Annotated in this window: 21 protein-coding genes; 11 read left to right on the top strand and 10 right to left on the bottom strand. The window is 71.0% G+C overall.

Annotated features, from left to right (window positions below; translation table 11 throughout):
* The 9 genes from ACF1B9_RS26905 to ACF1B9_RS26865 all read left to right on the top strand — a co-directional run.
* Positions 1 to 1,625, top strand: a 1,625-nt coding sequence (locus tag ACF1B9_RS26905; protein ID WP_391740114.1) for a peptidase C14, incomplete at its 5' end; no start/stop codon positions are given.
* A gap of 95 nt (positions 1,626 to 1,720) precedes the next feature.
* Entirely contained in the window at positions 1,721 to 2,977 is a 1,257-nt protein-coding gene (locus ACF1B9_RS26900; RefSeq protein ID WP_391740115.1) for a Gfo/Idh/MocA family protein, read from the top strand.
* A 47-nt stretch (positions 2,978 to 3,024) separates the two neighbouring features.
* A complete protein-coding gene (locus ACF1B9_RS26895) occupies positions 3,025 to 4,281 on the top strand; it encodes an ABC transporter substrate-binding protein (RefSeq protein ID WP_391740116.1) in 1,257 nt (418 codons plus the stop codon).
* A gap of 103 nt (positions 4,282 to 4,384) precedes the next feature.
* A complete protein-coding gene (locus tag ACF1B9_RS26890; RefSeq protein ID WP_391740118.1) occupies positions 4,385 to 5,293 on the top strand; it encodes a carbohydrate ABC transporter permease in 909 nt (302 codons plus the stop codon).
* 2 nt (positions 5,294 to 5,295) lie between these two features.
* Entirely contained in the window at positions 5,296 to 6,243 is a 948-nt protein-coding gene (locus tag ACF1B9_RS26885) for a carbohydrate ABC transporter permease (RefSeq protein WP_391740120.1), read from the top strand.
* 6 nt (positions 6,244 to 6,249) lie between these two features.
* On the top strand, positions 6,250 to 7,278 hold the full coding sequence (locus tag ACF1B9_RS26880; protein ID WP_391740121.1) for an NAD-dependent epimerase/dehydratase family protein: 1,029 nt from the start codon (positions 6,250 to 6,252) through the stop codon (positions 7,276 to 7,278).
* 8 nt (positions 7,279 to 7,286) lie between these two features.
* A complete protein-coding gene (locus ACF1B9_RS26875) occupies positions 7,287 to 8,342 on the top strand; it encodes a dihydrodipicolinate synthase family protein (RefSeq protein ID WP_391740122.1) in 1,056 nt (351 codons plus the stop codon).
* The gene (locus ACF1B9_RS26870) at positions 8,326 to 9,348 is read left to right on the top strand and encodes a hydroxyacid dehydrogenase (protein ID WP_391740124.1); all 1,023 of its coding nucleotides are present in this window, start codon (positions 8,326 to 8,328) and stop codon (positions 9,346 to 9,348) included. The genes ACF1B9_RS26875 and ACF1B9_RS26870 overlap by 17 nt, the downstream gene beginning before the upstream one ends.
* A gap of 74 nt (positions 9,349 to 9,422) precedes the next feature.
* The gene (locus ACF1B9_RS26865) at positions 9,423 to 10,271 is read left to right on the top strand and encodes a fumarylacetoacetate hydrolase family protein (RefSeq protein WP_391740125.1); all 849 of its coding nucleotides are present in this window, start codon (positions 9,423 to 9,425) and stop codon (positions 10,269 to 10,271) included.
* Positions 10,272 to 10,295: 24 nt separating this feature from the next.
* On the opposite strand, the gene ACF1B9_RS26860 is transcribed toward ACF1B9_RS26865, so the two are convergent.
* From ACF1B9_RS26860 to ACF1B9_RS26840, 5 genes are all read right to left on the bottom strand, one after another.
* Entirely contained in the window at positions 10,296 to 12,002 is a 1,707-nt protein-coding gene (locus ACF1B9_RS26860) for a flavin monoamine oxidase family protein (protein ID WP_391740126.1), read from the bottom strand.
* A gap of 50 nt (positions 12,003 to 12,052) precedes the next feature.
* Positions 12,053 to 12,850: a carbon-nitrogen hydrolase family protein gene (locus ACF1B9_RS26855; RefSeq protein WP_391740127.1), complete on the bottom strand. Its 798-nt coding sequence runs from the start codon at positions 12,848 to 12,850 to the stop codon at positions 12,053 to 12,055.
* Positions 12,851 to 13,146: 296 nt separating this feature from the next.
* Complete coding sequence (locus tag ACF1B9_RS26850; RefSeq protein WP_391740129.1) at positions 13,147 to 13,602, bottom strand: Lrp/AsnC family transcriptional regulator; 456 nt, start codon at positions 13,600 to 13,602, stop codon at positions 13,147 to 13,149.
* A 111-nt stretch (positions 13,603 to 13,713) separates the two neighbouring features.
* The gene (locus ACF1B9_RS26845) at positions 13,714 to 15,171 is read right to left on the bottom strand and encodes an aldehyde dehydrogenase family protein (RefSeq protein WP_391740130.1); all 1,458 of its coding nucleotides are present in this window, start codon (positions 15,169 to 15,171) and stop codon (positions 13,714 to 13,716) included.
* 197 nt (positions 15,172 to 15,368) lie between these two features.
* Complete coding sequence (locus ACF1B9_RS26840) at positions 15,369 to 16,835, bottom strand: GuaB1 family IMP dehydrogenase-related protein (RefSeq protein ID WP_391740131.1); 1,467 nt, start codon at positions 16,833 to 16,835, stop codon at positions 15,369 to 15,371.
* Positions 16,836 to 17,139: 304 nt separating this feature from the next.
* On the opposite strand from ACF1B9_RS26840, the gene ACF1B9_RS26835 reads away from it, so the two are divergent.
* Complete coding sequence (locus tag ACF1B9_RS26835; RefSeq protein ID WP_391740132.1) at positions 17,140 to 18,162, top strand: terpene cyclase; 1,023 nt, start codon at positions 17,140 to 17,142, stop codon at positions 18,160 to 18,162.
* A gap of 101 nt (positions 18,163 to 18,263) precedes the next feature.
* Here ACF1B9_RS26835 and ACF1B9_RS26830 read toward each other — a convergent pair whose 3' ends face one another.
* The 4 genes from ACF1B9_RS26830 to fmt all read right to left on the bottom strand — a co-directional run bounded on the left by ACF1B9_RS26830 (position 18,264) and on the right by fmt (position 22,966).
* The gene (locus ACF1B9_RS26830) at positions 18,264 to 19,280 is read right to left on the bottom strand and encodes a sugar-binding transcriptional regulator (RefSeq protein ID WP_391740437.1); all 1,017 of its coding nucleotides are present in this window, start codon (positions 19,278 to 19,280) and stop codon (positions 18,264 to 18,266) included.
* A gap of 151 nt (positions 19,281 to 19,431) precedes the next feature.
* On the bottom strand, positions 19,432 to 20,115 hold the full coding sequence (gene rpe, locus ACF1B9_RS26825) for a ribulose-phosphate 3-epimerase (protein ID WP_391740134.1): 684 nt from the start codon (positions 20,113 to 20,115) through the stop codon (positions 19,432 to 19,434).
* Positions 20,116 to 20,298: 183 nt separating this feature from the next.
* A complete protein-coding gene (locus tag ACF1B9_RS26820; protein WP_391740135.1) occupies positions 20,299 to 21,732 on the bottom strand; it encodes an RsmB/NOP family class I SAM-dependent RNA methyltransferase in 1,434 nt (477 codons plus the stop codon).
* 301 nt (positions 21,733 to 22,033) lie between these two features.
* A complete protein-coding gene (gene fmt, locus ACF1B9_RS26815; RefSeq protein ID WP_391740136.1) occupies positions 22,034 to 22,966 on the bottom strand; it encodes a methionyl-tRNA formyltransferase in 933 nt (310 codons plus the stop codon).
* A 230-nt stretch (positions 22,967 to 23,196) separates the two neighbouring features.
* Between fmt and ACF1B9_RS26810 the strand changes: the two genes are divergently transcribed.
* Positions 23,197 to 23,745 carry a hypothetical protein gene (locus ACF1B9_RS26810; RefSeq protein ID WP_391740137.1) on the top strand — a complete coding sequence of 183 codons (549 nt, stop codon included), beginning with the start codon at positions 23,197 to 23,199 and terminating at the stop codon, positions 23,743 to 23,745.
* Positions 23,746 to 23,844: 99 nt separating this feature from the next.
* Here the strand turns inward: ACF1B9_RS26810 and ACF1B9_RS26805 are convergent, their stop codons facing one another.
* Complete coding sequence (locus ACF1B9_RS26805; RefSeq protein ID WP_391740138.1) at positions 23,845 to 25,989, bottom strand: primosomal protein N'; 2,145 nt, start codon at positions 25,987 to 25,989, stop codon at positions 23,845 to 23,847.
* Positions 25,990 to 26,069: the final 80 nt, after the last annotated feature.

Raw genomic sequence — 26,069 nt, 5'->3', positions numbered from 1 at the left:
ACCGCATACGCACCGAAGGCATCGAGAAGAACACCCACGACAACCCCTTCGGCGCCGTCCTCTCCTTCCGCGGCACCGTCACCGACACCACCGTCGAACACACCCTGAGCGCGGCGATGCCGGACCTCTCGGACCTGTTCGAGGTGGGCGACTCGTCGAAGTTCGCCGTCGGCCAGTGGTGGGCCGTGGAGATCAACGCCCTGGCGGGGAAGTACGAGAAGGAGATCCAGCGCCTCGTCCAGGTCACCGACGTCGTCGACTCGACGCACATCCGGGTCAACTACCAGATCGGCTGGGACCTGGCCGCCGGCCGCACCCTCACCTGGACCCGGATCGAACCCGTCGATCGCGCCCATGTCCGCAACATGGTCTTCGAGGGCTGGGGCGACGACGAGATGACCGGCTCGCACCCGGTCGCGTACGAGTACGCGGTCCGCTGCGACGTCTCCGGCATCGAGGCGATCGGCACCTTCTGGCCGGTCGTGATGCGCCGCTGGTGCACGTACTACCGCACCAAGCAGTGCTCGCTGACCAACCCCAAGTCCGTCACGTACGGCGGCGCGGGCTACCTCACCCAGCAGATCTACTGCCTGTACGGGCACGTCGAGGACTGTCACACCTCCAACGCCCGCCATCTCAACGACTTCACGGCCTCCGCCTACTGCTACGTCACCAACTGCCACGGCGACGGTGACGACGAGGGTCCGTTCGTGACGCACGGCCAGTTCGAGCACGACCTCGTCTACACCGGCAATTCCGGCCTGATGACGTTCGCCAACTCCGGTGCCGCCTGGGGCGGCAGGGCCAAGCGGATCACCGTACGCAGACACGCCTGCTCCTGGTTCGTCGCCCGGGTCAAGATCACCGATCTGACGCTGGAAGACGTCCTGGTCATCGGCAAGAAGTCGCTCTCCGGCTCCGGCATGCTCTGGGTCAACGCCGACGGCGTGCAGATGCGCGGCTGTACCGCCACCGGCCCGCTGATCGTCTCCCGGGCATCGGACCTGTCCGCCCGCCCCAATGTGATCGCCGACTCCTCGTTCGCGTTCTCCGCGGGCGCGGAGATAACCCAGGCCAATGTGACCGCTCCGCTCACCCTGCAGCGCAGCACACTGAAGGGCGTCGACGGCGCGGTCTTCAACGGCACCGGGCCGCTCGTCCTGGACCAGTGCACCCTGACCGGCTCCAAGGACACCGCCCCCGTTTCGCTCGCGCACACCGACATCACCGTCCTCGGCGGCGAACTCCGCGACTCCGGGCTGAAGCTGACCTCGTCCAAGGACCAGCGACTGCGCGTCGACGGCACGCGGCTGACCGGCACCAACAAGGACGGCGCCCTGCTGGCCCGCACCGGTTCCGGACGGACCGTGGACTGGCAGCTGACCGGCCTCGACTCGACCGCGCCCAAGGGCACCGCCCACGTGCTGGTCACCGAGGGCCCCAACCGCTACCGGGCCACCGGCTCCACCTTCACCGGCGGACGGCTCGAACTGCGGCCCCCGGCGTTCGGCGGCGCCACCAGCCATCTGCTGCACACCGGCTGCGTCGAGGACGGCACCGAACGCACCGCACTGCCCGACGAAGGCGACCGGGTCGCCCACACCGCGGCCACGCTGCGCTTCTGACCACCTCGGGGACTCTCGTTCGGATCAGGCCGGGCTCGCGAGGTCCGGCCTGATCCAGACGAAAGACCCCAACCCATCGAGCACCAGGGATTCCTGTGTCCACGCATAACCCGATCACCGGCCGCCCCGTACGGGTCGCGCTCGTCGGCGCCGGCAACCGCGGTCTGACGTACGCCGAGTGGATCAAGGCGCACCCCGAGCGCGCCGAACTCGTCGCCGTCGCCGATCCGCGCCCCGCGGCGCGGGCCGCCGCCGGCGCACCCGTCGAGTTCGACGACTGGCGGCCGCTCGTCGAGAACCGCATCGCCGACGCCGTCGTCGTCGCCACCCAGGACCGTTTCCACGTGGAGCCGGTACTGGCCCTGGCCGAGGCCGGATACGCGATCCTCGCCGAGAAGCCCCTCGCCCCGACCGAGGACGAGACCCGGCGGATCGTCGAGGGTGTGGAGCGGGCCGGGGTCCTCTTCGCCGTGTGCCACGTCATGCGGTACACCCCGTACACCGATCTGGTGAAGGAGGTCGTGGACTCCGGCGTGCTCGGCCAGCTGGTCTCCCTCGACCATCTGGAGCCGGTCGGCTGGTGGCACTACGCCCACAGCTATGTACGCGGGCCGTGGCGCAGCGAGAAGGACTCCTCCCCGATGCTGCTCGCCAAGTCCTGCCACGACCTGGACTGGATCACGTACGTCATGGGCGGCCGGATCGAACAGGTCACGAGCTTCGGCGGGCTGAAGCACTTCCGGCCCGAGAACGCTCCGGCCGGGTCCGCCGACCGCTGTCTGGACTGCGCGGTCGAGTCCGGCTGCCCGTACAGCGCACTGAAGCTGTACATGCCGACCCTGCGCGAGAAGGGCGCCGTCTGGCCGGTCACCCATGTCACCGAGGCGACCGACGAAGCCGGTCTCGTGCAGGCGCTGCGCGAGGGGCCGTACGGCGTCTGCGCGTACCGCGGCGACAACGACGTGGTCGACCACCAGGTCCTGGCGATGCAGCTGACGGACGGGGTGACCGCGACCTTCCAGATGGTGGCGTTCACCGAGCAGACGCACCGGCAGACCCGGATCTTCGGCTCGCACGGCTGGCTCATCGGTGACGGCGAGCGGGTCACTGTGCAGGACTTCCGGACCGGCGAGAGCACCGTCCACGAACTCGGCGCGTCCGGGTCGAACGCGGCCGACGGGCACGGCGGCGGGGACGCCGCGCTCGTGGAGGCGTTCGTCACCGCCGTCGCCACCGGTGACGCCGGGGCCGTCCGCTCCGGTCCCGCCACCTCGCTCGGCAGCCATCTCGCGGCGTTCGCCGCGGAACGCGCCCGGCACACCGCCACCGTCCAGACGGTGCCGGCCAAGTGACACCCCCTCTTCCCCGCCCCACCCTCACGTCCTCGGAGGACCACCTCATGTCCCGTCTTCTCACCCGCCGTTCCAGAGTCCGTGCCGTCGCCGCGCCCGTCCTGGCCACCGCGCTCGCCGCCGGGGTGCTGGCCGGCTGTTCCGGCAGTGGCAGCGCCGACAACACCGTCACCATGTGGACCTACCCGGTCATCTTCGACGAGGCCAAGAACAAGGCGTACTGGGACGGTCTCGTCAAGGCGTTCGAGAAGGAGCACTCGGGCGTCAAGGTGAAGGTGGAGACCTTCCCATGGGCCAACCGCGACACCGCGCTGGCCACCGCGATCGCCTCCGGCAAGGGCCCCGACGCGGTCTACCTGATCCCGGACCAGCTGCCGAAGTACGCCAAGAGCATCGTCCCGGCCGACGACTACATGCCCGCCGACGCCAAGTCGGACTACACGGACTTCGCGCTGAAGTCCGTCACGGTCGACGGCAAGGCCCTCGCCACCCCGATCCTGACCAGCGCCAACCCGCTGATCTGCGACAAGCGGGTGTTCGCCGCGATCGGTGAGAAGAGCTACCCGACGAGCTGGACGGACCTTCAGGCGCTGGCCCCGAAGCTGAAGAAGAAGGGCTACTACGCCACCACCTACTACGGCGACACCCAGCAGACGCTCAACATGACCTTCTACCCGCTGCTGTGGCAGGCCGGCGGCGACGTCTTCTCCGAGGACGGCAAGAACGTCACCTTCAACGACGCGGCCGGCGTCAAGGCCCTGACGTACCTCAAGGAGCTCGTCGACGGCGGCTACACCGACAAGGACCTGGTCACCACTACTCCCAAGCTGGAGCAGACCCCGACCGCCAAGGGCAAGATCGCCTGTACCTGGCAGAACACCCCGACCGACGTCGAGCCGTTCTGGGGCAAGGAGAACATCGTCGTCCAGCCGCCGCTGAAGGACGTCAAGCCCGTCGGCTACGGCACGGTGGGTGCCCTGTCGATGCTGAAGGGCGCCGACAAGAAGAACACCGGAGACTGGCTGAACTTCGTCGCCGAGTCGAAGAACGCTGCCGGTCTGCAGAAGGCCGCGGGCTACTTCCCGGCCCGCAAGTCCGGTGGCGACCTGTACCCGGAGGACGCGCTGCAGACGGCGGTCGGCGCGACGCTGCCGAGCATGACCGTGGGCCCGCTCCAGGACAAGGCCCGTGAGGTCCAGGGCGTGCTCGCACCGGAGATCCAGGCGGCGCTGCTGGGCAAGAAGAGCCCGCAGGAGGCGCTGAACGCCGCGCAGAAGGCCGCGCAGGCGATGCTCGGCCGCTGATCACGCGCGGGGCCGGGTCCGGCCGCACCCGGACCCCGGCCCCGCACCCCTGGGGGTATTCCCCCCGACCCCCGCAATTCCCCCGTACCGCAAGGAGATCCCCGTGGCAGTCGTCGCGGAACCCACCCGCCGCCGGGGCCGTCGCAGCGGGCCGCAGGCGCGCCGCGAGGCCCGGATCGGCCTGCTGTTCGTCCTGCCGTGCTTCCTGCTCTTCCTGGCCTTCCGGTTCGGTCCGGGCATCGCCGGTGTGCTGATGAGCTTCACCGACTACTCCCTGACCGGCGGCGGCAGCTTCGTCGGGCTGGACAACTTCACCCGCCTGTGGGACGATCCGCTGTTCTGGCAGGCGCTGAAGGTCACCGTCCTGTACACCGTGCTCGCCGTGCCGGGCACGCTGATCGCGTCGGTGTCCCTGGCCCTGATCACCCGCCGTGCGTTCCGTGGCGCCAAGTTCTTCCGTTCGGTGTTCTTCCTGCCGGTCGTCACCTCGCTGGTGCTGGCCGCCACCGTCTTCGTCTGGATCTTCTCGACCGGCGGCCCGTGGTCCACGCTGATGAGCTGGTTCGGGATGTCCGAGGGCTCCTGGCTCTCCGACGACGTGCTGGTGCTGCCCGCGCTCGCGATCGTCGGTGTCTGGTCCCGGTTCGGGTACGGGATGCTCATCCTGCTGGCCCGGATGCAGGACATCCCGCGGGAGCTGGAGGAGGCGGCCCTCACCGACGGCGCCGACCCCTGGCAGCGCTTCCGGCACATCGTGCTGCCACAGCTCAAGCCCGCCCTCTTCTTCCTCGCCGTGATCGAGACGACGGCCTCGTTCCAGGTCTTCGACGCGGTCTACACGATGACCGGCGGCGGCCCCGCCAACGCCAGCTACACGCTCGTCTTCCAGCTCTACGACGCGGGCTTCAAGTACTTCGACCTGGGTTACGCCTCCGCCATCGGCGTCGCGCTCTTCGCGCTGACCGTGGTGGTCGCGGTGATCCAGCGCCTCGTGATCGGGAAGGACCAGTGACCATGACCGCAGCACCCGTAGAGACCGAGACCCCGCCCGCGGACACGGCTCCCGCGTCGCCCGACCGGGCCGCCCGCCGGGCCGAACGCAAGCTGCGCAAGCTCTCGGAGCAGGACACCGTCCCGTACGGCATGCGGCCCACCCGGGCCGGCCGGATCGGCCGCGCCGTCCTGCTGACCGTGGCCGCGATCGTCACGATCTTCCCGTTCTACGCGATGGTCGTGCTCTCGCTGAAGCCCGCCGCGGCGGTCGAGTTCCCCGGCAGTCTGCTGCCCTGGCCACTGACCGGCGAGGCGTACGACACCGTCATGAACTCCCAGGACGTGCCGCGCTGGCTGGTCAACACCCTGCTCTACTCGGTCGTCTCGGTCGTCGGCGTGCTGCTGCTCGCCTCGCTCGCAGGGTACGCCTTCGCCAAGAAGCGCTTCCCCGGCCGGGAGACGATGTTCTGGTCGTTCCTGTCGATGGTGATGGTCCCGTACCACGTCACGATGATCCCCACCTTCGCGATGATCGCGAAGCTGGGCGGCGTGGACACCTACTGGGGCCTGATCGTGCCGACCCTGGCCAACGCCCAGGCGGTCTTCCTGATGCGGCAGTTCATCCAGGGACTGCCGGACGAACTCTTCGAGGCCGCCCGGCTGGACGGCTGCAACGAGTGGCAGATCTTCTACCGCATCGTGCTGCCGCTGCTGAAGCCGATCCTCGCCACGCTCGGCGTCTTCGTCTTCCTGTGGCACTGGAACGACTTCCTGTGGCCGCTGGTCATCGGCCAGTCCACCGACATGCGCACCCTCACCGTCGGCATCGCCTCGCTCCAGCAGCAGAACGTGCCGCTCAATGTGGTGCTCTCCGGCTCCGTCATCGCGTTCGTGCCCATCTTCGCCGCGTACATGGTGGGCCAGCGCTACTTCACCGAGGGCGTCACCGCGTCCGGAATCAAGGGATAGCTACGAATGTTCACCGATGAGGCCGCTCTGGAAGAGCGGCTCGCCACCCCCTCCCCCGCGCTCGTCGCCGACCTCGGCCGCCTCGAAGGCGATCTGCTGGTGCTCGGCGCCGGCGGCAAGATGGGCCCCAGCCTGTGCAAGCTGGCCCGCCGGGCACTGGACGCCGCGGGCCGCAGCGATGTGACCGTGTACGCCGTCTCCCGCTGGTCCGACAAGTCCGCCGCCGACGCACTGGAGGCGGCCGGCGTCTCCACCGTCGCCTTCGACCTGATGGACCCGGCCGCCGATCTGGCCGAGCTGCCCGACGCCGGGAACATCGTCTTCATGGTCGGCGCCAAGTTCGGCTCCGCCGGCGCGCCCTCGCACGCCTGGGCGGTGAACGCCGCGATGCCGGACCGGGTGGCGCGCCGCTGGCCGGATTCGCGGATCGCCGCGTTCTCCACCGGCAACGTGTACCCGCTGGTGCCGGTCGCCTCCGGCGGCTGCACCGAGAGCGACCCGGTCGGCCCGGTCGGCGAGTACGCCATGTCGTGCCTGGGCCGCGAGCGGATGTTCGGCCACGCGGCGCTGACCCGGGGTACCAGGGTCGCCAACATCCGTCTCAACTACGCGGTCGACCTGCGCTACGGCGTCCTCGCCGACATCGCGCACCGCGTACAGTCCGGCGAGCCCGTCGATGTGACGACCGGTCACGCCAATGTGGTGTGGCAGCGGTACGCGAACGAGGTCGCGCTGCGTTCCCTGCTGCACGCCACCGACGGCGAGGCATTCACCATCAACCTGACCGGGCCCGAGACCGCGTCGGTGCGCCGCCTCGCGCGGTGGTTCGGCGAGGAGTTCGACCGGGAACCGGTCCTCGCGGGCGAGGAGGCACCCACCGCCCTGCTCTCCGACGCGAGCCGCTGCCACGCCCTCTTCGGCTATCCGGATGTCGCCCTGCGCACCCTCGTCGAGTGGCAGGCCGACTGGCTGCGCCGCGGGCTGCCGCTGTCCGGCAAGCCCACCAAGTTCCAGGTCCGTGACGGAAGGTTCTGATCCACTCCATGTCCACTCCCTCCCTCCTGTCCTCTCCGGCCCTGGACGTGCTGGCCCGCGGTGCCGTGATCCCCGCCCACCCGCTGGCCCTGCACGCCGACGGCTCCTTCGACGAGCGCCGGCAGCGCGCGCTGACCCGCTACTACCTCGCTTCCGGCGCGGGCGGGGTCGCCGTCGCCGTCCACACCACGCAGTTCGAGATCCGGAAACCGGACGTCGGTCTGTTCCGGCCGGTCCTGGAGCTGGCCGCCGAGACGATCGACGCCGAGGCCGGACGGCCGTTCATCAAGGTCGCCGGGGCCTGCGGGTACACCGCGCAGGCCGTCGCCGAGGCCGAGACCGCCGCCGCGCTCGGCTACGACGCGGTGCTGCTCAGCCCGGCCGTGCCCGGCGCTGACGAGAAGGGTCTGCTGGACCGGGCCAGGGCGGTCGGCGACGTGCTGCCGGTGATCGGCTTCTACCTCCAGGAGGCCGTCGGCGGGCGGTACCTGTCGCCGGGCTTCTGGTCCGCGTTCACCGATCTGCCGAACACGGTCGCGGTGAAGATCGCCCCCTTCGACCGGTACCGCACGGCCGATGTCGTACGGGCGGTGGCCGCCGCGGACCGGGCCGACGAGGTGGCTCTGTACACCGGCAACGACGACGACATCATCGGTGATCTGCTCACCCCGTACGAGACGGCGGGCGGCACACCGCGCTGGTTCGCGGGCGGCCTGCTCGGTCAGTGGGCCGTGTGGACGAGCTCCGCGGTGACGCTCCTCGACGACGTCCGCAGGGCACGCGGCGGGGACCACGAGGCGATGGTGCGCGCTCTGACGCGTCGCTCCGAGCTGACCGATGCCAACAGCGCGGTCTTCGATGTGCGCGGCGCGTTCCGCGGCTGCATCGCCGGGGTGCACGAAGTGCTGCATCGCCAGGGGCTGTTGGCGAACATCCGGTGCCTGGACCCGGCCGAGACGCTCTCCCCCGGACAGGCCGAGGAGATCAGCCGGGTGGCCGCGGCCTACCCTTGGCTGACCGATGACGCCTTCGTTGCGGAGCACCTCGATGACTGGCTCTCCTGATCCTGCCGACCGCTCACGGGTGGTTGTCGCCGTACCGCCGGGCCTGCGGGCCCAGTTCTTCACCGCCGAGGTCTGGCGGGAGCTGGAGCGCGCGGCGGAACTGACGGTTCTGGACGACCACGGCGACCGGGCGGCGGTGGCCGCGGCGCTGCCCGGCGCCCGCGCACTGATCACCTCGTGGCGCGCGCCCAAGGTGGACGCCGAACTCCTCGCGTCGGCCGACCGGTTGGAACTGGTGGCGCACACCGGTTCTGCGGTCGCGCCCTATGTCACCGAGGAGGTGTTCCGGCGGGGCATCCTGGTCACCCAGGCGGGGGACGAGATGGCCCGTCCGGTCGCCGAGGTGGCCCTGGCGTTCACGCTCTCGCTGCTCCACCGTGTCCAGCGCTTCGACCACGCCCTGCGCGGCGGGCTGGAGTGGGCGGCGGCGAGCGAGGCCCCGCCGCGCCACGAGATCCACGGCAGCGACATCGGCGTGATCGGCGCCTCCCGCACCGGACGTGCCTACATCGCCCTGGTGCGGGCGATGGGGGCACGGGTCGGCGTCACCGACCCGTACCTCTGCGACGAGGACGCCGAGGCGCTCGGCGTGGAGTCCGTGCCCCTTCGGACACTGCTGTCCCGCAGCAGGATCGTGGCCGTGCACGCGCCGGTCACCGAGGAGACCCACAGGATGATCGGCGCCGAACAGCTGGCGCTGATGCCGGACGGGGCGGGCCTGGTGAACACCGCCAGGTCGTGGCTGGTCGACGAGGACGCGCTCCTCGCCGAGCTGTCGACCGGACGGCTGGACGCGGCGATCGACGTCTTCGACGCCGAGCCGCTGCCCGTCGGCCACCCCTTCCGCTCCCTGCCGAACGTGCTGCTCACCCCGCACCAGGCGGCGGGCAGTGTGGAGTGCCGGCGGCGGCTCGGCACGAGCGCCGTCGACGAGGTGCTGCGGCTGCTCTCCGGACGCCCTCCGCTCCACGCCGTCACCGCCGATGCCCTCGTCCGTCTGCACTGAGGGCTGTCCCGCGAGGCGGGCCATGTCCGCCTTTTCCCCCTCGACCCCCATACCTGTCAGGAGAACTCACCTCCATGCGACTGATGCGCATCGGTGAACCGGGCCATGAGCGCCCCGTCGCCATCTGCCCCGAGGGCCGTCACCACGACCTGTCCGGCATCACCGACGACATCGACGGCGCGTTCCTCGCCGCGCTCGCCGACCATCCGAACCTGGTGCCCGCCGAACCGGCGCTCCCCGGGATCGACATCACCGGTCAGCGGATCGGCGCTCCGGTGGCCCGCCCCTCCGCGCTGCTCTGCATCGGCCAGAACTACGCGGCCCACGCGGCGGAGTCGGGCAGCGAGCCGCCCGAGCAGCCGATCCTGTTCTACAAGTCGCCGAACACGATCGTCGGCCCGTACGACGACGTGCTGATCCCACGCGGCTCGAAGAAGACCGACTGGGAGGTGGAGCTGGCCGTCGTCATCGGCCGCCGCGCCTCCTACCTGAACTCCCCCGCCGACGCCGCCGCGCACATCGCGGGATACGCCGTCAGCAACGATGTCTCCGAACGCGCCTTCCAGCTGGAGGAGTCGGGCGGCCAGTGGTCCAAGGGCAAGAGCTGCGCCACGTTCAACCCGCTGGGCCCGGTGCTGGTGACGGCCGACGAGGTCGGTGACCCGCAGCAGCTGCGGCTGCGCAGCTTTGTGAACGGGGAGCCGCGGCAGGACTCCAGCACCGCGGACATGATCTTCAGCGTGGCGCATCTGGTGCACCATCTGTCGCAGTACCTGGTGCTGGAGCCCGGCGACATCATCAACACCGGTACTCCGCAGGGGGTGGCGCTGTCGGGCCGGTTCCCCTACCTGGGCCCGGACGACGTGATGGAGGTCGAGATCTCGGGCCTCGGCCGGCAGCGCAGCGTCTGCCGGCCCGCGTAGCACCGAACGGGTCGCGAACCAGCCTCAGTCCTCCGGGAGTTCGACCGGGGCGATGTCGTCGAAGACATCGCCGGGGCCGGGGTTCGTCGCATCGGTCGCGCCGCCGAACCGGGTCATCACACCCCAGACGGCGTTGAGCGCGGTCTGTACGGCGCCCTCGGCCCATCCGGCCGTCCAGGAGATGTCGTCGCCCGCGAGGAACAGACCCCGTCGGTCGGCGGGCAGCCGGTCCTGCATGAAGTGGGTGAACAGCCGCCGCTGGTAGCGGTAGTGGCCCGGCAGATTGGCCTTGAACGCCCCCATGAACCAGGGCTCGTTCTCCCACGAGACCGTCACCGGGTTGCCGATGACGTGCTTCCTGATGTCGACGTCGGGATAGATCTCGCCGAGCGACTTCAGCATGACGTCCATGCGCTCGTTCGGGGAGAGCGGCAGCCACTTCAGGCTGTCGTCGCACCAGGTGTACGAGAGGCAGATGACGGCCGGCCTGTCGGGGCCGTCGTCCAGGAGGTACGTGCCGCGGGTCATCCGGTCGGTGAGCGTCATCGACATGGTGTCCCGCCCGGTCGGCGCGCCCCGGTCGTCGACGGCTCCGTCCAGCCAGAACGGCCGGTCGACAGGCACGAACAGCTTGGACGACTCCATGTAGTGGGTGCGCTCCATCGCCGTCCAGTGGTCGATCGGGAAGAGCGCGTCGTCACAGTCGATCTTCGAGAGCAGCAGCCAGGACTGTCCGGTGAAGATCGCGGCCGGGTACGTACGGATGTCACCCGTGGTGTCGGTGACGGTGATCCGGTTCCCTGCGGTGCGGTTCAGCCGGGTCACCGCGGGGCGCGGCTCTCCGCCGTGCAGCGACGACAGCGAGGTTCCGAGCGGCCAGTGGACGATCTTGCGCGGTTCGCGGTCCCAGAGCCGCAGCGGGAGCTGCTGGCTGCCGCCGACGATGCCCCTGTGGTGGTCGTCCGCCTCGGTGTACACGACGCGCAGGATCTCCAGGATGGAGTTGGGGAAGTCGGTGTCCCAGCCGCCGGTGCCGAAGCCGACCTGGCCGAAGATCTCCCGGTGCCGGAACGACTTGAAGGCGTCGGAGTCGCAGAGGAATCCGTAGAAGGTCTGGTTGTCGAGCTTCCGGACGAGCTCCGCCCAGATCTCGCGGATGCGCGGCACATCGCGTTCGCGCATCGCGCGGTTCATGTCGGAGAAGTCGGCACCCTCCTCCAGGCACCGGTTCCAGGCGTCCATCACATCGCGGTAGACCTGCGGCAGATCGTCGATGGTCCGCGCGTAGTGCGACTCGCCCTTGAGGTCGACGACGGTCGACGGGGTGGCCGGGGACAGTGGGTTGGGGAACGGCTTCGTCTCCAGGCCCACCAGATCGATGTAGTGCTGGAGCGCGGTGGACGACGGCGGGAAGCGCATCGCGCCCATCTCGGCCGTGAGCTGCGGGTCGCAGCCGTCGAACCCGACGGTGCGCAGCCGGCCACCGATCCGGTCCGCTTCGTAGACGACGGGCTTGAGTCCCATCTTCATCAGTTCGTACGCGGCGACGATGCCGGACAGCCCGCCCCCGATGACGGCGACCTCGGTGCCGTGCTCGGTCGCCGGTATCTGCCCGATGCCCGCGGGGTGGGCCAGGAAGTCGTCATACGCGTACGGGAAGTCCGGCCCGAACATGGTGATCGGCTCGGCGGCGTCGGTGTGCTGGACGGCGTTGGGCACCGTGGACGTCATGGGGTACGGACTCCTTGCACGGAAAAGAGGGGTGGAACGGGGCGGCCGGCTCAGACGAGGGAGCCGTACAGGCCGGGGCGGCGGTCGTTCAGGTACGGGTTGGCGGCGCGCGACGCGCTGAGGAACTCGGGGTCGACCTCACCGATGACCAGTTCCTCGCCGCCTCCCGCGCGGGTGCGGACGGTGCCGTCGGGGCCCGCCAGGCAGCTCAGCCCGACGAACTCGAACTCGCCTTCCGGCCCGGTCCTGTTGACGTACGCCACGTACAGCTGGCTCTCGAAGGCGCGGACCGGTACGACGGATTCGGCGACGAACTGGAAGGGGTGCATCTGCGCGGTGGGCACCAGCAGCAGATCGGTACCGGCGAGGGCGTGCGAGCGGACGTTCTCCGGGAACTCGACGTCGTAGCAGATCATGATCCCGACGCGAACGCTGTCCAGTTCGGCCTGCACCACGGTCCGCTCGCCCGGGGTGAACCACTCCTGCTCGAAGCAGCCGAAGAGATGGGTCTTGCGGTAGTTCGCGAGCGCGGACCCGTCCGGTCCGATGAGCTGCGCGGCGTTGAAGATCTGCTCGCCCGCGCGCTCCGGGTAGCCGTAGAGGACCGCGAGACCGTGCCGTGCGGCGATCTTGGCGACCGCACGGGCCGACGGCCCGTCGGCCGGCTCGGCCAGCCGGGGCACGTCGGCACCGATCGCGTATCCGGTGAGGAACAGTTCGGGACAGACCAGCAGGCGGGCCCCACGGTCCGCCGCCCGCCGCGCGGCTTCGTCGAGCACCTTGATGTTCTCGTCCACATGGCCGGGTCGTCCGGAACTCTGGAGCAGGGCGGTGCGCAACGGCGGCATGGCTGACCTCGGGCGGTGCGGGCTGGGCGGGACGTATCGAAGGTACGGTCCGCCGCTCGGCCCGGACAAGGCGCGACTGTTGCGCGTGCACCGTCGATCCATTGCGCTCCGACGGCCTGCCGCGGCGATTCGTTGCGCAGGGCGTCTTCCCAGGTCAAGTGGGTGACGCAGGTCTCATTCCCGTCATCCCGGTCCGCACGCCCAAGTCGCCCCGTACGAGCCGGCCTCCGCCCGGCGCGCCTCGGGCCCGTCCGGCAACGGCGAACACGGCGGACGTCGTGGGACGCCCCGCGCCCCTATCCCGGCGGCCCCGACGAATACCGCCGCAGCAACGGCGAGAGCACCAGCACGGACTTCGTCCGCTCCACGTACGGCTCTCCGGCGATCCGTTCGAGCACCTGCTCGAAGTGGCGCATGTCCGCGGCGAAGACCTGCACGATCGCGTCGGCCTCACCCGTCACCGTGGAGGCCGACGCGATCTCCGGGTACCGCGCCAGTCCCCGCTTGATCGCTTCCGGCGAGGTGTTGCGGCTGCAGTAGATCTCGATGAAACCCTCGGTCTCCCAGCCCAGCGCGGCCGGGTCCACCCGCACGGTGAAGCCGGTGATGGCGCCCTCGGCGCGCAGGCGGTCCACGCGGCGTTTCACGGCGGGCGCGGACAGGCCGATGATCGCGCCGATGTCCGCGTAGGAGCGCCGGGCGTCTTCGGCGAGGGCGTGGACGATGCGTTCGTCGAGGTCGTTCAGGCGCACTTCGGGCGGTTCACTTCTCTGCGGTGGTCCGGTTCGGGGGCGGCGTGGGCCGCCCCCGAAGTAGACCACGGCCCCGCCCCGCCGGGCGCGCTCACCGCATCCGGTGACCGGTCAGAACGGGAACTGCGAGCGGCCGTGCTGGACCGAGATCCACTTCTGGGTGGTGAAGGCCTCGACCATCGACTCGCCGTTCAGCCGGCCCAGGCCGGAGCTCTTCTCGCCGCCGAACGGGACGATGGGCTCGTCGTGGACCGTGCCGTCGTTGATGTGGATCATGCCGGTGTGGATGCGCTTGCCGATCCGTACACCGCGCTCGATGTCACCCGTGTGCACCGCCCCGCTCAGACCGTACGGGGTGTCGTTGGCGATCCGGACCGCCTCGTCCTCTCCGTCGAACGGCACGAGGAGCGCGACCGGCCCGAAGATCTCCTGGGACAGGACGGGGGAATCGGCGGCCAGACCGGTGAGCACGGACGGGCTCACCAGATTGCCGTCCGCCCGGCCGTGCAGCAGGGCCGTCGCCCCGGCCTCCACCGTCTGGTCGACGAGCGAGGAAATGGCCTCGGCCTGCGAGGAGTTGATCAGCGGGCCGATCACGGTCCGCGGGTCGGCCGGGTCACCGACCGGCAGCGACGCGACCTTGGCGACGAACTTCTCGGTGAACTCCTTCTCCACCGCCCGGTCGACCAGGATGCGGTTCGCTGCCATGCAGACCTGGCCCTGGTGCACGTAGCGGCTGAAGACGGCCGCGTCCACGGCGTAGTCCAGATCGGCGTCGTCGAGGACGATGAGCGCGCTGTTGCCGCCGAGTTCGAGCACGGCACGCTTGAGGTGCGCCGCGCACACCGTGGCGACGTGCCGTCCCACCTTGTCCGAGCCGGTGAAGGAGATGACCTGCGGCACGGGGTGTTCCAGCAGTGCGTCACCGATCTCGGCGATGTCGGTGACCACGACGTTCAGGAGCCCGGCCGGCAGCCCGGCCTCCTCGAACACCTTGGCCACCAGCGTGCCGCCGCAGACCGGGGTGTTCTGGTGCGGCTTGAGCACCACGGCGTTGCCGAGCGCCAGCGCGGGGGCGACCGACTTCAGCGACAGCAGGAACGGGAAGTTGAAGGGGCTGATCACACCCACGACGCCGACGGGCACCCGGTAGACACGGTTCTCCTTGCCCTCGGTCGGCGAGGGCAGGATCTGCCCGGCGGGCCGCAGCGCGAGCTGGATCGACTCCCGGAGGAACTCCTTGACGAGATGCAGCTCGAAGGCGGCCTTCAGCCGGGTGCCGCCGAGTTCCGCGACGATCGCGTCGCCGATCTCGGACTCGCGCTCCTCGACGACGCGCAGCGCCCGCTCCAGCACCAGCCGGCGGGCGTACGGGTTGGTGTCGCCCCATGCCCGCTGGGCGGCCTCGGCGGACCGGTACGCCTGGTCCACCTCCTCGGCCGTGGCCACGGTGATCGAGGCGAGCTTCTCCCCGTTGTACGGATTGAAATCGATGATGTCCCAGGATCCCTTGCCCGGCCTCCACTCACCGTCGATGTACTGGTGGGCCAGTTCAGTGAAGAAGGACATGAGATCCCTTACCGCAGAGAGGCGGACAGCTGATTGCGCTTCATATTACTTACATTTCAATGGGGTTGAAGCGGATCACCACGGGATCCGCGGGCTGGAACCGGACATCTCCGGTGTCCGCGAGGACACCCGGGAACGACGTCGCCCCCCACGGCGCGAACGGCCGTGAGGGGCAACGGTGGTACCTGACCGCGGGATCAGTTCCAGCTGGCGTGCAGCGGCTTGCCCTCGGCGTAGCCGGCGGCGCTCTGCACCCCGACGACGGCCTTCTCGGCGAACTCCTCCAGGGAGGCCGCCCCGGCATAGGTGCAGGAGGAGCGGACGCCCGCGATGATCGAGTCGATCAGGTCCTCGACACCGGGCCGGGCCGGGTCGAGGAACATCCGCGAGGTGGAGATGCCCTCCTCGAAGAGCGCCTTGCGGGCGCGGTCGTACGCCGACTCGTCCGACGTGCGGTTCTTCACCGCACGCGCGGAGGCCATGCCGAAGGACTCCTTGTAGAAGCGGCCGTCGGCGGACTGCTGGAGGTCGCCCGGCGACTCGTACGTACCGGCGAACCAGGAGCCGATCATCACGTTGGACGCGCCCGCGGCGAGCGCCATCGCGACATCGCGCGGGTGACGGACACCGCCGTCGGCCCAGACGTGCTTGCCGTACTTCTTCGCCTCGGCGGCACACTCCAGGACGGCGGAGAACTGCGGACGTCCCACACCGGTCATCATCCGGGTGGTGCACATGGCGCCGGGGCCGACACCCACCTTGATGATGTCCGCGCCGGCCTCGACGAGGTCGCGCACACCCTCGGCGGCGACGATGTTCCCCGCGACGATCGGCACCCGCGGGTCGAGCGCCCGGACGGCCCTGACCGCGTTGATCATGGACTCCTGGTGGCCGTGGGCGGTGTCCACGACGAGTGTGTCGACACCCGCGTCGAGCAGTTGCTTGGCCTTGCCCGCGACGTCGCCGTTGATCCCCACGGCCGCGGCGATCCGCAGCGTGCCGTCGGCGTCGGTGGCGGGGGTGTACAGAGTGGCGCGCAGTGCGGCCTTACGGGTGAGGATGCCGACGAGCCGGCCGTCCGCGTCGACCGCGGGGGCGAGCTTGCGGTGGGCGCCGTCGAGCTTGTTGAACGCGTCGCGCGGGTCGATGTCCGCGTCGAGCAGCACCAGGTCCCTGGACATGACCTCGGAGAGTTGGGTGAAGCGGTCGACGCCGGTCAGGTCGTGGTCGGTGACGACGCCGACGGGGCGCCGGTCCTCGTCGACGACGACGCCCGCGCCGTGTGCGCGCTTGGGCAGCAGGGACAGCGCGTCGGCGACCGTCTGGCCAGGGGTCAGCACGATCGGCGTGTCAAGCACCAGATGGCGCGCCTTCACCCAGGAGACGACATCGGTGACGACCTCGATCGGGATGTCCTGGGGGATGACGACGAGCCCGCCGCGACGGGCGACCGTTTCGGCCATCCGACGGCCCGCGATGGCCGTCATGTTCGCGACGACGAGCGGAATGGTGGTGCCGGTGCCGTCGGGCGAGGAGAGATCGACACCCTGGCGAGAACCGACCGCTGAACGGCCCGGAACCATGAAGACATCGTCGTATGTGAGGTCGTACGGGACCGAGGGGGACTCTGTATAGCGACCGGTGCCGGGCTCAAGAAAACGCATAAGTTCATTTTTTCATACGAAACGGAGCAGGTCGCTTCCACGAAGACACAGCAAACGACCCCCGCGCTCGTATGTTCCTCCAAGGGAACCGCGGGAGTCCCGGGCAAGTGGAACCTGCCTTGCTCACGGACCCTACCCGAACGCCATGCGAATCATTCGCGATCATCTTCCCTGGACCTGGCGACAAAGGGTCGGGTAGCTTCAAACCCGCAGGTCCCGTGGGTCACCACTGCGCCCCGGAGGAACAGGCGGAGAGGTCACAACTTCCGTCACCCGTACGACCGGAGAGGATCACGACCCACCCGTGGAGAGCGAACTGCCGGACATCTACTGCCCGTTCCCCCAGCGGACAAATCCGCACGTCGGGCACACCCGAGTCCATCTCGACAGCTGGATCCGCAACACCGGTCTGGTGCACCGTGATTCAGCCATGAAGCGCTTCGAGCAGGCGGACTTCGGCGCGTTCGTCGGCATGGTGTACCCGACCGCCGACAGCAGGAATCTCGACCTCGTCGCCGACTGGTTCGTGTGGCTGTTCCTCGTCGACGACCAGCTCGACGACGGACATCTCGGCCGCAGTCCCGAGCGGGTACGTGATGTGGTCGCGGTGATGTGTTCCGTGATCGAGGGCAAGGGGACGGGCACCCCGCCGGACGAGGACCTTCCCGCCGCCGTGGTGGCCCTGGTCGATCTGTGGGAACGGACGATCCCGACCGCGGCCGCGCACTGGCGCACCCGGTTCGGCTGGCACCTGACCACGTACCTCACCACGACCACCACCTGGGAGGCCGGGAACCGGGCGGCGGGCGTGGTGCCGTCCGAGGAGACCTACATCGCCAAGCGCCGCCACACCGGCGCGATACACGTCTGCATGGACCTGATAGAGATCGTGGCCGGGATCGAGGCTCCCGAGTCGATCCACAACGACTCCCGGTTCATCACCGCGCTCGAAGCGTCGTGCAACGTCGTGTGCTGGGCCAACGACGTGTACTCGTACGAGAAGGAACAGGTGCTCGGCGAGATCCACAATCTCGTCCATCTGGTCCGTCACCACCGGGGATACGGCAAGCAGCAGGCGCTCGAACACGTCTGCGCGCAGATCGCCACGGAGACCGAGCGGTTCCTCACCGCCGAGGCCGAGCTGCTGGCCGCGCACCCGCAGCTTTCCTGGATGCTCACGCCGTACCTGGACGGGATGCGGAGCTGGATGCGCGGCAATCTCGACTGGTCGCGGCAGACGCCCCGCTACAACCCGGCCGATGTGAGCCAGTACACGGCGCCGGAGCAGTACCTGGAGTCGACGGTCCTGGGCACGGCCCGGGACTGACCCCGGGCAGGACCCCCGCCCGGAGAGCTCACCGGCTGTCCGGGCCGGTCCCCGCGGCGGTCGGCGGGCGGCCCCGGTGCGGGCCGCCGCCGCCCGCTCGGTCAGTCCCCGTCCGGGTCCGCGCGCTCCAGGGCGGGCCGCCGCGGCGCCGCCGACTCGGTCAGCAGGTGGTCGGCCGCCGCCGTGTCCGTCACCAGACTGGTGACCAGACCGGACCGCAGCACCGCCCCGATCGCCGCGGCCTTGCGCTGGCCGCCCGCGATCGCGACCACCTCCGGGATCCGGCGAAGCCGGTCGGCCTCGACCGTGATGCACCGCTCCCCCAGGTCCCGGCCGACCCGCCGTCCCTCCTTGTCGAAGAGGTGCGCGGACATCTCCGCGGTGGCGCCGAGCGAGGCGTAGTGCGCCCGCTCCTCGTCCGTGAGCATGTCGTGGACGGTGGAGATGCCCGGCTCCCAGGAACCGATGGATACCGCGGCGACCGTCACCTTGTCGAAGTACTCGAAGGCGCGGGCGATGCCGGTCTGGTGACGCAGCGCGGCGGCCGTGGCCGGGTCGGGCAGCAGCATCGGCGCATAGATCGGGTGGGCCTCGCCGCCCGCCACCTGGGCGGCCCGCCGGACCGCCTCGACCGAGCCGCGCTCCGCCGTCCCCGCGTCGTACACCCCGGTGAGCTGCACGACCGTGCACGGGGGCAGCCGGTCGAGCGCCGCCGCCATGTGGATGGTGGACCGGCCCCAGGCGAGGCCGAGCACATCGCCCTCGTTCACCAGTTCGCCGAGGAGATCGGCCGCGACCTCCCCCAGATTCTCCGGGTCGGGTGCGTCGTCCTGCTCCTCCGCGGGAGATTCGACGACGACGGCGTGACGCAGCCCGTAGCGGGCTCGAAGAGCGTCGGACCGCTCGGCGTCCAGCTCGGCGGGCACGCGGATCTCGATCCGTACGAGGTCACGTTCCAGAGCCGTCTCCAGGACCCGGGCCACCTTGAAGCGGCTGACGCCGAACTCCTCGGCGATCTGGATCTTCGACTTTCCTTCGAGGTAGAAGCGGCGGGCCATGGCCGCCGCCTGCACCAGCTCCGCGGGCCCCATCCGCAGGGCGGACCGTCCCGCCGACATTGCAGACACCGCGATCTCCTCACTGCTGTTCACACTCTCGATACGCCGTTCATCCTGTCAGATCCGGCGATCCCTGATCGGTCCCGTCGGACCACGTTCATCTGCCCTTGGCCGGACCGACCCGCACTCGGGGCCGGGGCCGGTCCCGACGTCAGTGACGGCACGCCCAGGCCGCCGAGGAGGTGGCCCCGTCGGCCTTGGCCCGCAGGGCGCGCACCGCTTCGGCGGGGTTCTCGGCCCCGTACACCGCCGAGCCGGCGACGAACACGTCCGCGCCGGCCTCCGCACAACGCTCGATGGTGGACGCGGAGACGCCACCGTCCACCTGGAGCCACATTTCGAGGCCGTGCTTGGAGATCAGCTCACGGGTGCGGCGGATCTTCGGCAGCATGATGTCCAGGAACGCCTGGCCGCCGAAGCCCGGCTCCACCGTCATGATCAGCAGCATGTCGAGCTCGGGAAGCAGGTCCTCGTACGGCTCGATGGGCGTGGCGGGCTTGAGCGCCATGGAGGCGCGGGCGCCCTTGGCCCGGATCTCCCGCGCCAGCCGTACCGGGGCGGCGGCGGCCTCCACGTGGAAGGTGACGGAACCGGCGCCCGCCTCGACGTACTGAGGCGCCCAGCGGTCCGGGTCCTCGATCATCAGGTGGCAGTCCAGCGGGGTGTCCGTGGCCCGGCTGAGCGATTCCACGATCGGCACGCCGAGGGTCAGATTGGGCACGAAGTGGTTGTCCATCACGTCGACATGGAGCCAGTCGGCACCTTCGACCGCCTTCGCCTCCTCGGCGAGGCGGGCGAAGTCGGCGGACAAGATGCTGGGATTGATCTGGGCCATGTGCCAAGCCTGCCATGTTCCGCGGCACTTCCCCGCCCTGGCGAGGGCCAAAGCCTCACGGGATCATTACAGTTCGCGAAATCCGGGCCGTCCGGCCGGGCGATCCGGGCTTTTCAGCCCGTGAAGCACCCTTCGGGGACGGTGGGGCCCATGCAAACGGGCCCGCCCCGTCCCCTGTCCGATTCAGGCGGTACGCCGCAGCAGGGCCAGGTACATCGCGTCCGTTCCGTGCAGGTGCGGCCAGAGCTGGACATCGGGACCGTCGCCGAGCGCGGGAACTCCCGGCATCAGCGGGCGGGCGTCGATCCACTCCGCCTCGACCGGCTGCCCGCCGCGCCCCTTGAGCACGTCCTCGACGACGACCCGGGTCTCCGCGAGATGCGGCGAACAGGTCGCGTAACCGACGACGCCGCCGACCCGTACCGCCTTCATCGCCTCGCGCAGCAGGCCGCGCTGCAGCGGGGCGAAGCTCTCCAGATCCTCCGGGCGCCGACGCCACCGCGCCTCCGGACGCCGGCGCAGCGCGCCGAGGCCCGAGCACGGCACATCCATCAGGATGCGGTCGAAGGTGCCCGGCTGCCACGGCGGGCGGGTGCCGTCGGCGGTGATCACCTGGTACGGGCCGGGGTTGCCGGCCAGCGCGCGCTCGACGAGGCGGGCCCGGTGCGGCTGCTTCTCGGCGGCGAGCAGGGCGGCGCCGCGTTCGGCGGCGAGCGCGCCCAGGAGGGCTGCCTTCCCCCCGGGCCCCGCACACCCGTCGAGCCACCGGGTGTCGCTGCCCTCCACCGGCGCGGCGGCGAGGGCGGTGGCCACCAGTTGGCTGCCCTCGTCCTGGACCCCGGCGCGGCCCTCACGCACGGCCGTCAGAGCCCCGGGCTCGCCGCCCTCCGCCATCCGTACCGCGTAGGGGGACCAGCGGCCCGGCAGGCCGTTCCCGTCGCCGAGAGCGCTGAGCAGCTCGTCGGTGCGGGCACGGCCGGGGCGGGCCACCAGGGTGACCTCCGGCCTCTCGTTGTCCGCTTCGAGAAGGTCCTCGATCCCGGCACGACCGCCGCCCAGCGCGTCCCAGAGGGCGGACACGACCCACCGCGGATGCGAGTGCACGACGGCGAGGTGGTCCTCGGCGTCCTCGTCGTACGGCGGGGCGACGCGCGCGACCCAGCCGTCGAAGTCGTCCGCGGAGACCTTGCGCAGGACGGCGTTGACGAACTTGGCCCGGCCTTCGCCGAGCACCACCCGGGCCAGTTCCACACTGGCGGAGACCGCGGCATGGGTGGGGATACGGGTGCCGAGCAGCTGATGCACCCCCATGTTGAGCACATCGAGGACCGGCGGGTCGACCTCGCGCAGCGGCCGGTCGATGCAGGCCGCGACGATCGCGTCGTACGTCCCCTGCCGACGCAGCGTCCCGTAGACCAGCTCGGTCGCCAGCGCCGCGTCCCGGTTGTCGAAGTCGCCCTTGGCGCGGGCCTTCTTCAGGAGCGGGGGCAGTACGAGGTTGGCGTACGCGTCACGTTCGTCGACGGCCCTGAGCGCTTCGAAGGCGAGGAATCGGACGGGGTCCTTCTTGGGGCGGCGATGCGGCTGGGCGGGACGGCGACGCTGCTGGTCGTTCACGTGAAAGGTGCTCCGCTGATGATGAGAGGACGAACCCTCCCAGCCTACGTCGCCGCCCCGTCCCCCGGCTCCCCCGGTGCCGTGGCCGCAACGGTCCACCGGCTCGCGAGTCACGGCAGACCTCCCCGGCCACAGCACTGGTGCTGTGGCCGGAAGGGTTTGCCGGGAAGCTCGCGGTGTCCGGTGCGGTGCATCGCAAGGCGGAGCATCGCCCGCGTACTGGATGTACGCGGGCGATGCGACAACGCGGCGAGGTGCCGTGCCGGGCGTCGTGAGCCGGTGAACCTGTCCGGCCACAGCACTAGCTCCCCAGCAGCTCGCCGTGGACGATCCGCACCCCGCGGGCCCAGTCGGCGGCCCGCATCGGCTTCTTGCCCTGCGGCTGCACCCAGAGCAGCTCGACGGCGTGCGACCCGGTACCCACGTACACGTTGTTCTTGGCGGCGGACAGCTCTCCGGGCGCCAGATCCGCGCGGTCCAGCACCGGCACCGCCTGGATCAGCTTCAGCCGTTCCCCCCGGAACAACGTCCACGCACCGGGAGCGGGCGTGCAGCCGCGCACCACGCGGTCGACCCGCAGGGCGGGGGCGGACCACTGCACCTGAGCGTCCTCGACGGTGATCTTCGGTGCGAGGGTGACTCCCTCCGCGGGCTGCTCCACGGCGTGCAGCGTGCCGTCCTGGATGCCGTCCATGGTCGCGACGAGCAGCCCGGCACCGGCGAACGCCAGCCGGGTGAGCAGATCACCGCTGGTGTCGGTGGGCCGTACCTCTTCGGTGAGGACGCCGTACACCGGGCCGGAGTCGAGCCCCTCCTCGATCAGGAACGTCGACGCACCGGTCACCTCGTCCCCGGCCATGATCGAGTGCTGCACGGGGGCCGCGCCGCGCCAGGCGGGCAGCAAGGAGAAGTGGAGGTTGACCCAGCCGTGGGCGGGTACGTCGAGCGTGACCTTGGGCAGCAGTGCCCCGTAGGCGACGACGGGACAGCAGTCCGGGGCGATCTCCCGCAGCCGCGCCAGGAATTCCTCGTCGCGCGGCCGGGCGGGCTTGAGCACCTCGATCCCGGCCTCCTCGGCGCGCTCGGCGACGGGGCTGGCGACCAGTCGGCGGCCTCGCCCGGCGGGGGCGTCGGGCCGGGTGACGACGGCGGCCACCTCGTGCCGGCCGGAGGCGATCAGTGCGTCCAGGGCGGGTACGGCTACCTCGGGGGTGCCTGCGAAGACGAGCTTCATGGGTGGCTGACTGCCTCTCAGGCCGAAACGTACGGGTGACGAGCAACGCACAAGTCTATGGGCCGGGCGACCGGGGGGCGTACGCATCACTGCGCGCCCCTTGGACATGCGCACGCGCCCCTCCAGCGTGACCAGATCCCCGGCTGCCGCGTTGGTCAAGAGAGATTGACCGAAGCGAGCCGCCACGGAGCGGCCCGATCCTTTTCAACGCCGGTTCGAGAGGCTTCTTCATGGCCGACCACGCAACCCACGACGCTCAAGCGCGGGCCAGCCTGCACCTGTTGGTGCGGGACATCGAGCGGGTCCGGCGGCAGGTGGACGCGCTGCGCACCCTCACCGCCCAACTGGGCAACGTCTACCGTCCGCGCCGCTCCGGCCCGTCCACGGGCTTCGTCGTCTACGGCAGGGCCCCGGCCCCCACGGTCAGGCTGGCGCAGGAGCTGCGCGACAGCGTAGAGACCCTGGTCACCGCGGCGGTGGATTTCGACCGCTCCCTGGGCTTCTCCTGGGACGCGGTGGGCTCCGCGCTCGGAGTCACCAAGCAGGCGGTGCACCGCCGCTACGGCGCACGCCGCAACGCCCGTCAGCCGGGGGCGGCGGAGGCCGTCGCGGAGAGCGCGGTGCCACGCTCCCTGCCCGCCACGCCGGGCCCCACCAACGCGTCGGGCCTGCCCGTCGTGCCCGCCGCACGCGCCATGCCCCCGCAGCCGTCAACGGACCGTCCGTCACTGCGCGAGGACCTGCGCCCCGGGGTCTTCCCCGGCCCACGCAACGGCTGACCACCCCACTCCTGCCCCGCCGCGCCCGACGCACGGCGGGGCAGCCGCGTCCCCACGCCCGGCCCCCACGGCCGACCCGCGCCCGGCCGCACCTCGCCGTCACCCGATCTCCGGCGGATCCACCCTGATCCGGACCTGTTCGCCACTGCCCCGGGACAACCGCGCCGCCTGCGCCGCCTTCAGCGCGGCCGCGAGCGCCGCCCCGCTCCCCGGGGGCACCCTGAGCAGAGCCCGCTCCCAGGACTCCCCCGGCGGTGCGTCGCCGGACCGGCGGGGTCTGCCGGGTTCGGCTCCGGGGACCGGGACCGGACCGAGCACCTCGGTCTCCGGCGGCAGTTCCGCGGTCGTGAGAAACGCGGCGAGCGCGTCCGGCGAGCCCGTCACCGCGGCCATCCGGGACACCGGCGGAAAGCCGAGCTCGGCGCGCTCCGCCAGCTCGCGGCGGGCGTGCCCGACCGGGTCCCAGCGCACCAGGGCCTGCACCGGCCGCAGCGTCGGCTCGGCGACGATCACCACCGTGCCGCCCTCCGGCTGTCCCCGTACCAGCGAGGCCGCGGCCGTCCAGCGGCGCAGCGCCTCCTCGCCCGCCCTCAGATCGGGGCGCCCGACCATCGCCCAGCCGTCCAGCAGCAGCGCCGCCGCGTAGCCGCCCTCGGCGACGGGTTCGGCGCCCGGCGTGCTGACCACCAGCGCCGGCGCCTGCGGCACCGAGTCCAGGATGTGGTCCCGGCCCGATGTCCGTACCGGCACGGCGGGGAACGCGCGGCCCAGCTCCTCGGCGGTCCGGCGGGCGCCGACGATCCGCGCCCGCAGCCGACCGGACCCGCAGGCGACACAGTGCCAGGCGGTCTCGGGCCGCCCGCACCAGGCGCAGTTGAGATCCCGCTGGTCCGGCGCCTCCAGCGGTCCGGCGCAGTGCCGGCACCGAGCGGGTTCCCGGCAGCGCTCACAGGCCAGCCGCGGCGCGTAGCCGCGGCGCGGCACCTGGATCAGGACGGGACCGCTGCGCAGCCCGTCCCGTACCGTCTGCCAGGCCAGGCTGGGCAGCCGGGCCGCCCGCGCGGCCCCGTCCCGCGCCAGCTCCCCGTCGCCGACCGTCCTCACCAGCGGCGCCGCGATCCGCAGCTGCTCCCGGTCCGCGCGCAGCGGCAGCGCCCAGCCGCTCTCCACCAGCTGGGCGGCCTCCACGGTGCAGCTCGTGCCACCGAGCAGGAATGCGCACCGGCCGTGCGCCGCCCGTAGTTCGAGCACCTCGCGGACGTGCGGGAAGGGGGCGTGGTCGTCGCCGTGGCTGGAGTCCCCGTCGTCCCAGACGGCGACCAGGCCGAGATCGGTGACGGGCGCGAACATCGCGGCCCTCGTCCCGACGACGGCCCGCACGGAGCCTCGCCGCACGGCGAGCCACTCCCGGTAACGCTTCTCCGGTCCGGAGTCGGCGGTCAGCAGTGCGTGCTGTCCCTTGCCGAGCAGTCCGGTGAGCGCGGCATCCACCCGCCCCGCGGTCCGGCCGTCCGGCACGACGACGAGTGCGCCGCGCCCGGACGCGAGCGTCGCGGCCATGGCCCTGGCGATCTCCTCGGGCCAGTGCGGTCCGGGCAGCGCGGTCCATACGGCCCGGGGCGCACCGCCGTCGGCCAGCGCGCGCAGGAACGCCGGTCCCTGCGCGTACCGCTCCCAGCTCCCCGCCGACGGCGCGGGCGGCGGTGGCAGGGGGGAGGGCGAGGGCTTGGACTCGGCCCTGCCGTTCCTGGGCGGCACAGCCAGCTGCAGCACGTCGGCGAGGCTGCCCGCGTAGCGGTCGGCAACGGCCCGTGCGAGAGTGAGCAGCTCCGGTCCCAGCACCGGTTCCGGCGAAACGACGTACGCGAGCGCGGCGAGGGCTCCGGTGTAGTCCGATTCGGCGAGCCGCTCGACGAGGAAGCCGTCGATCAGCCCGCCCCCCTCGCGCCGACCGCCGCGGACATGGCGCCCCCCGGCCCCGAACCGCACCCGCACCCGCACTCCGGGCTGCGCGTCGGCGTCCAGCTCCTCGGGCACGGCGTAGTCGAAGTACTGGTCGAGATGGAGCGCGCCCTTGTTGACCAGCACCCGCGCGACGGGCAGCTCCTTGGCGAGCGCGGCGCCGCGCCAGGTCCGCGGCTTGGCCCGCGGCACCTTCGCCCGCCGTACCGTCTCCCGGATCAGCGCAAGCTGCTCCGGGGCCCCGCGCCCGGGGTCCTCGGATCGCTCGTTGTCGCTGCTCACAGCCAAATTCCTACCAGAGACCACTGACAGCGGCGCCGGCGTCCACCCACCGGCGGCCGCACGCACCGGGGCCCGGACAC

The sequence above is a fragment of the Streptomyces sp. NPDC014727 genome (assembly GCF_043083485.1).
Classification (GTDB): domain Bacteria; phylum Actinomycetota; class Actinomycetes; order Streptomycetales; family Streptomycetaceae; genus Streptomyces.
The sequence above is the reverse complement of the archived record's forward strand: the minus strand, read 5'-3'. Positions and strand labels throughout refer to the sequence as shown.

Bases quoted from the DNA above. Each gene is read 5' to 3' on its own strand.
- rpe (WP_391740134.1), bottom strand. From the start codon at position 20,115: ATGGCCCAGATCAATCCCAGCATCTTGTCCGCCGACTTCGCCCGCCTC.
- ACF1B9_RS26855 (WP_391740127.1), bottom strand. From the start codon at position 12,850: ATGCCGCCGTTGCGCACCGCCCTGCTCCAGAGTTCCGGACGACCCGGC.
- ACF1B9_RS26810 (WP_391740137.1), top strand. From the start codon at position 23,197: ATGGCCGACCACGCAACCCACGACGCTCAAGCGCGGGCCAGCCTGCAC.
- ACF1B9_RS26880 (WP_391740121.1), top strand. From the start codon at position 6,250: ATGTTCACCGATGAGGCCGCTCTGGAAGAGCGGCTCGCCACCCCCTCC.
- ACF1B9_RS26830 (WP_391740437.1), bottom strand. From the start codon at position 19,280: ATGTCGGCGGGACGGTCCGCCCTGCGGATGGGGCCCGCGGAGCTGGTG.
- ACF1B9_RS26885 (WP_391740120.1), top strand. From the start codon at position 5,296: ATGACCGCAGCACCCGTAGAGACCGAGACCCCGCCCGCGGACACGGCT.
- ACF1B9_RS26865 (WP_391740125.1), top strand. From the start codon at position 9,423: ATGCGACTGATGCGCATCGGTGAACCGGGCCATGAGCGCCCCGTCGCC.
- ACF1B9_RS26840 (WP_391740131.1), bottom strand. From the start codon at position 16,835: ATGCGTTTTCTTGAGCCCGGCACCGGTCGCTATACAGAGTCCCCCTCG.
- ACF1B9_RS26845 (WP_391740130.1), bottom strand. From the start codon at position 15,171: ATGTCCTTCTTCACTGAACTGGCCCACCAGTACATCGACGGTGAGTGG.
- fmt (WP_391740136.1), bottom strand. From the start codon at position 22,966: ATGAAGCTCGTCTTCGCAGGCACCCCCGAGGTAGCCGTACCCGCCCTG.
- ACF1B9_RS26895 (WP_391740116.1), top strand. From the start codon at position 3,025: ATGTCCCGTCTTCTCACCCGCCGTTCCAGAGTCCGTGCCGTCGCCGCG.
- ACF1B9_RS26870 (WP_391740124.1), top strand. From the start codon at position 8,326: ATGACTGGCTCTCCTGATCCTGCCGACCGCTCACGGGTGGTTGTCGCC.
- ACF1B9_RS26875 (WP_391740122.1), top strand. From the start codon at position 7,287: ATGTCCACTCCCTCCCTCCTGTCCTCTCCGGCCCTGGACGTGCTGGCC.
- ACF1B9_RS26860 (WP_391740126.1), bottom strand. From the start codon at position 12,002: ATGACGTCCACGGTGCCCAACGCCGTCCAGCACACCGACGCCGCCGAG.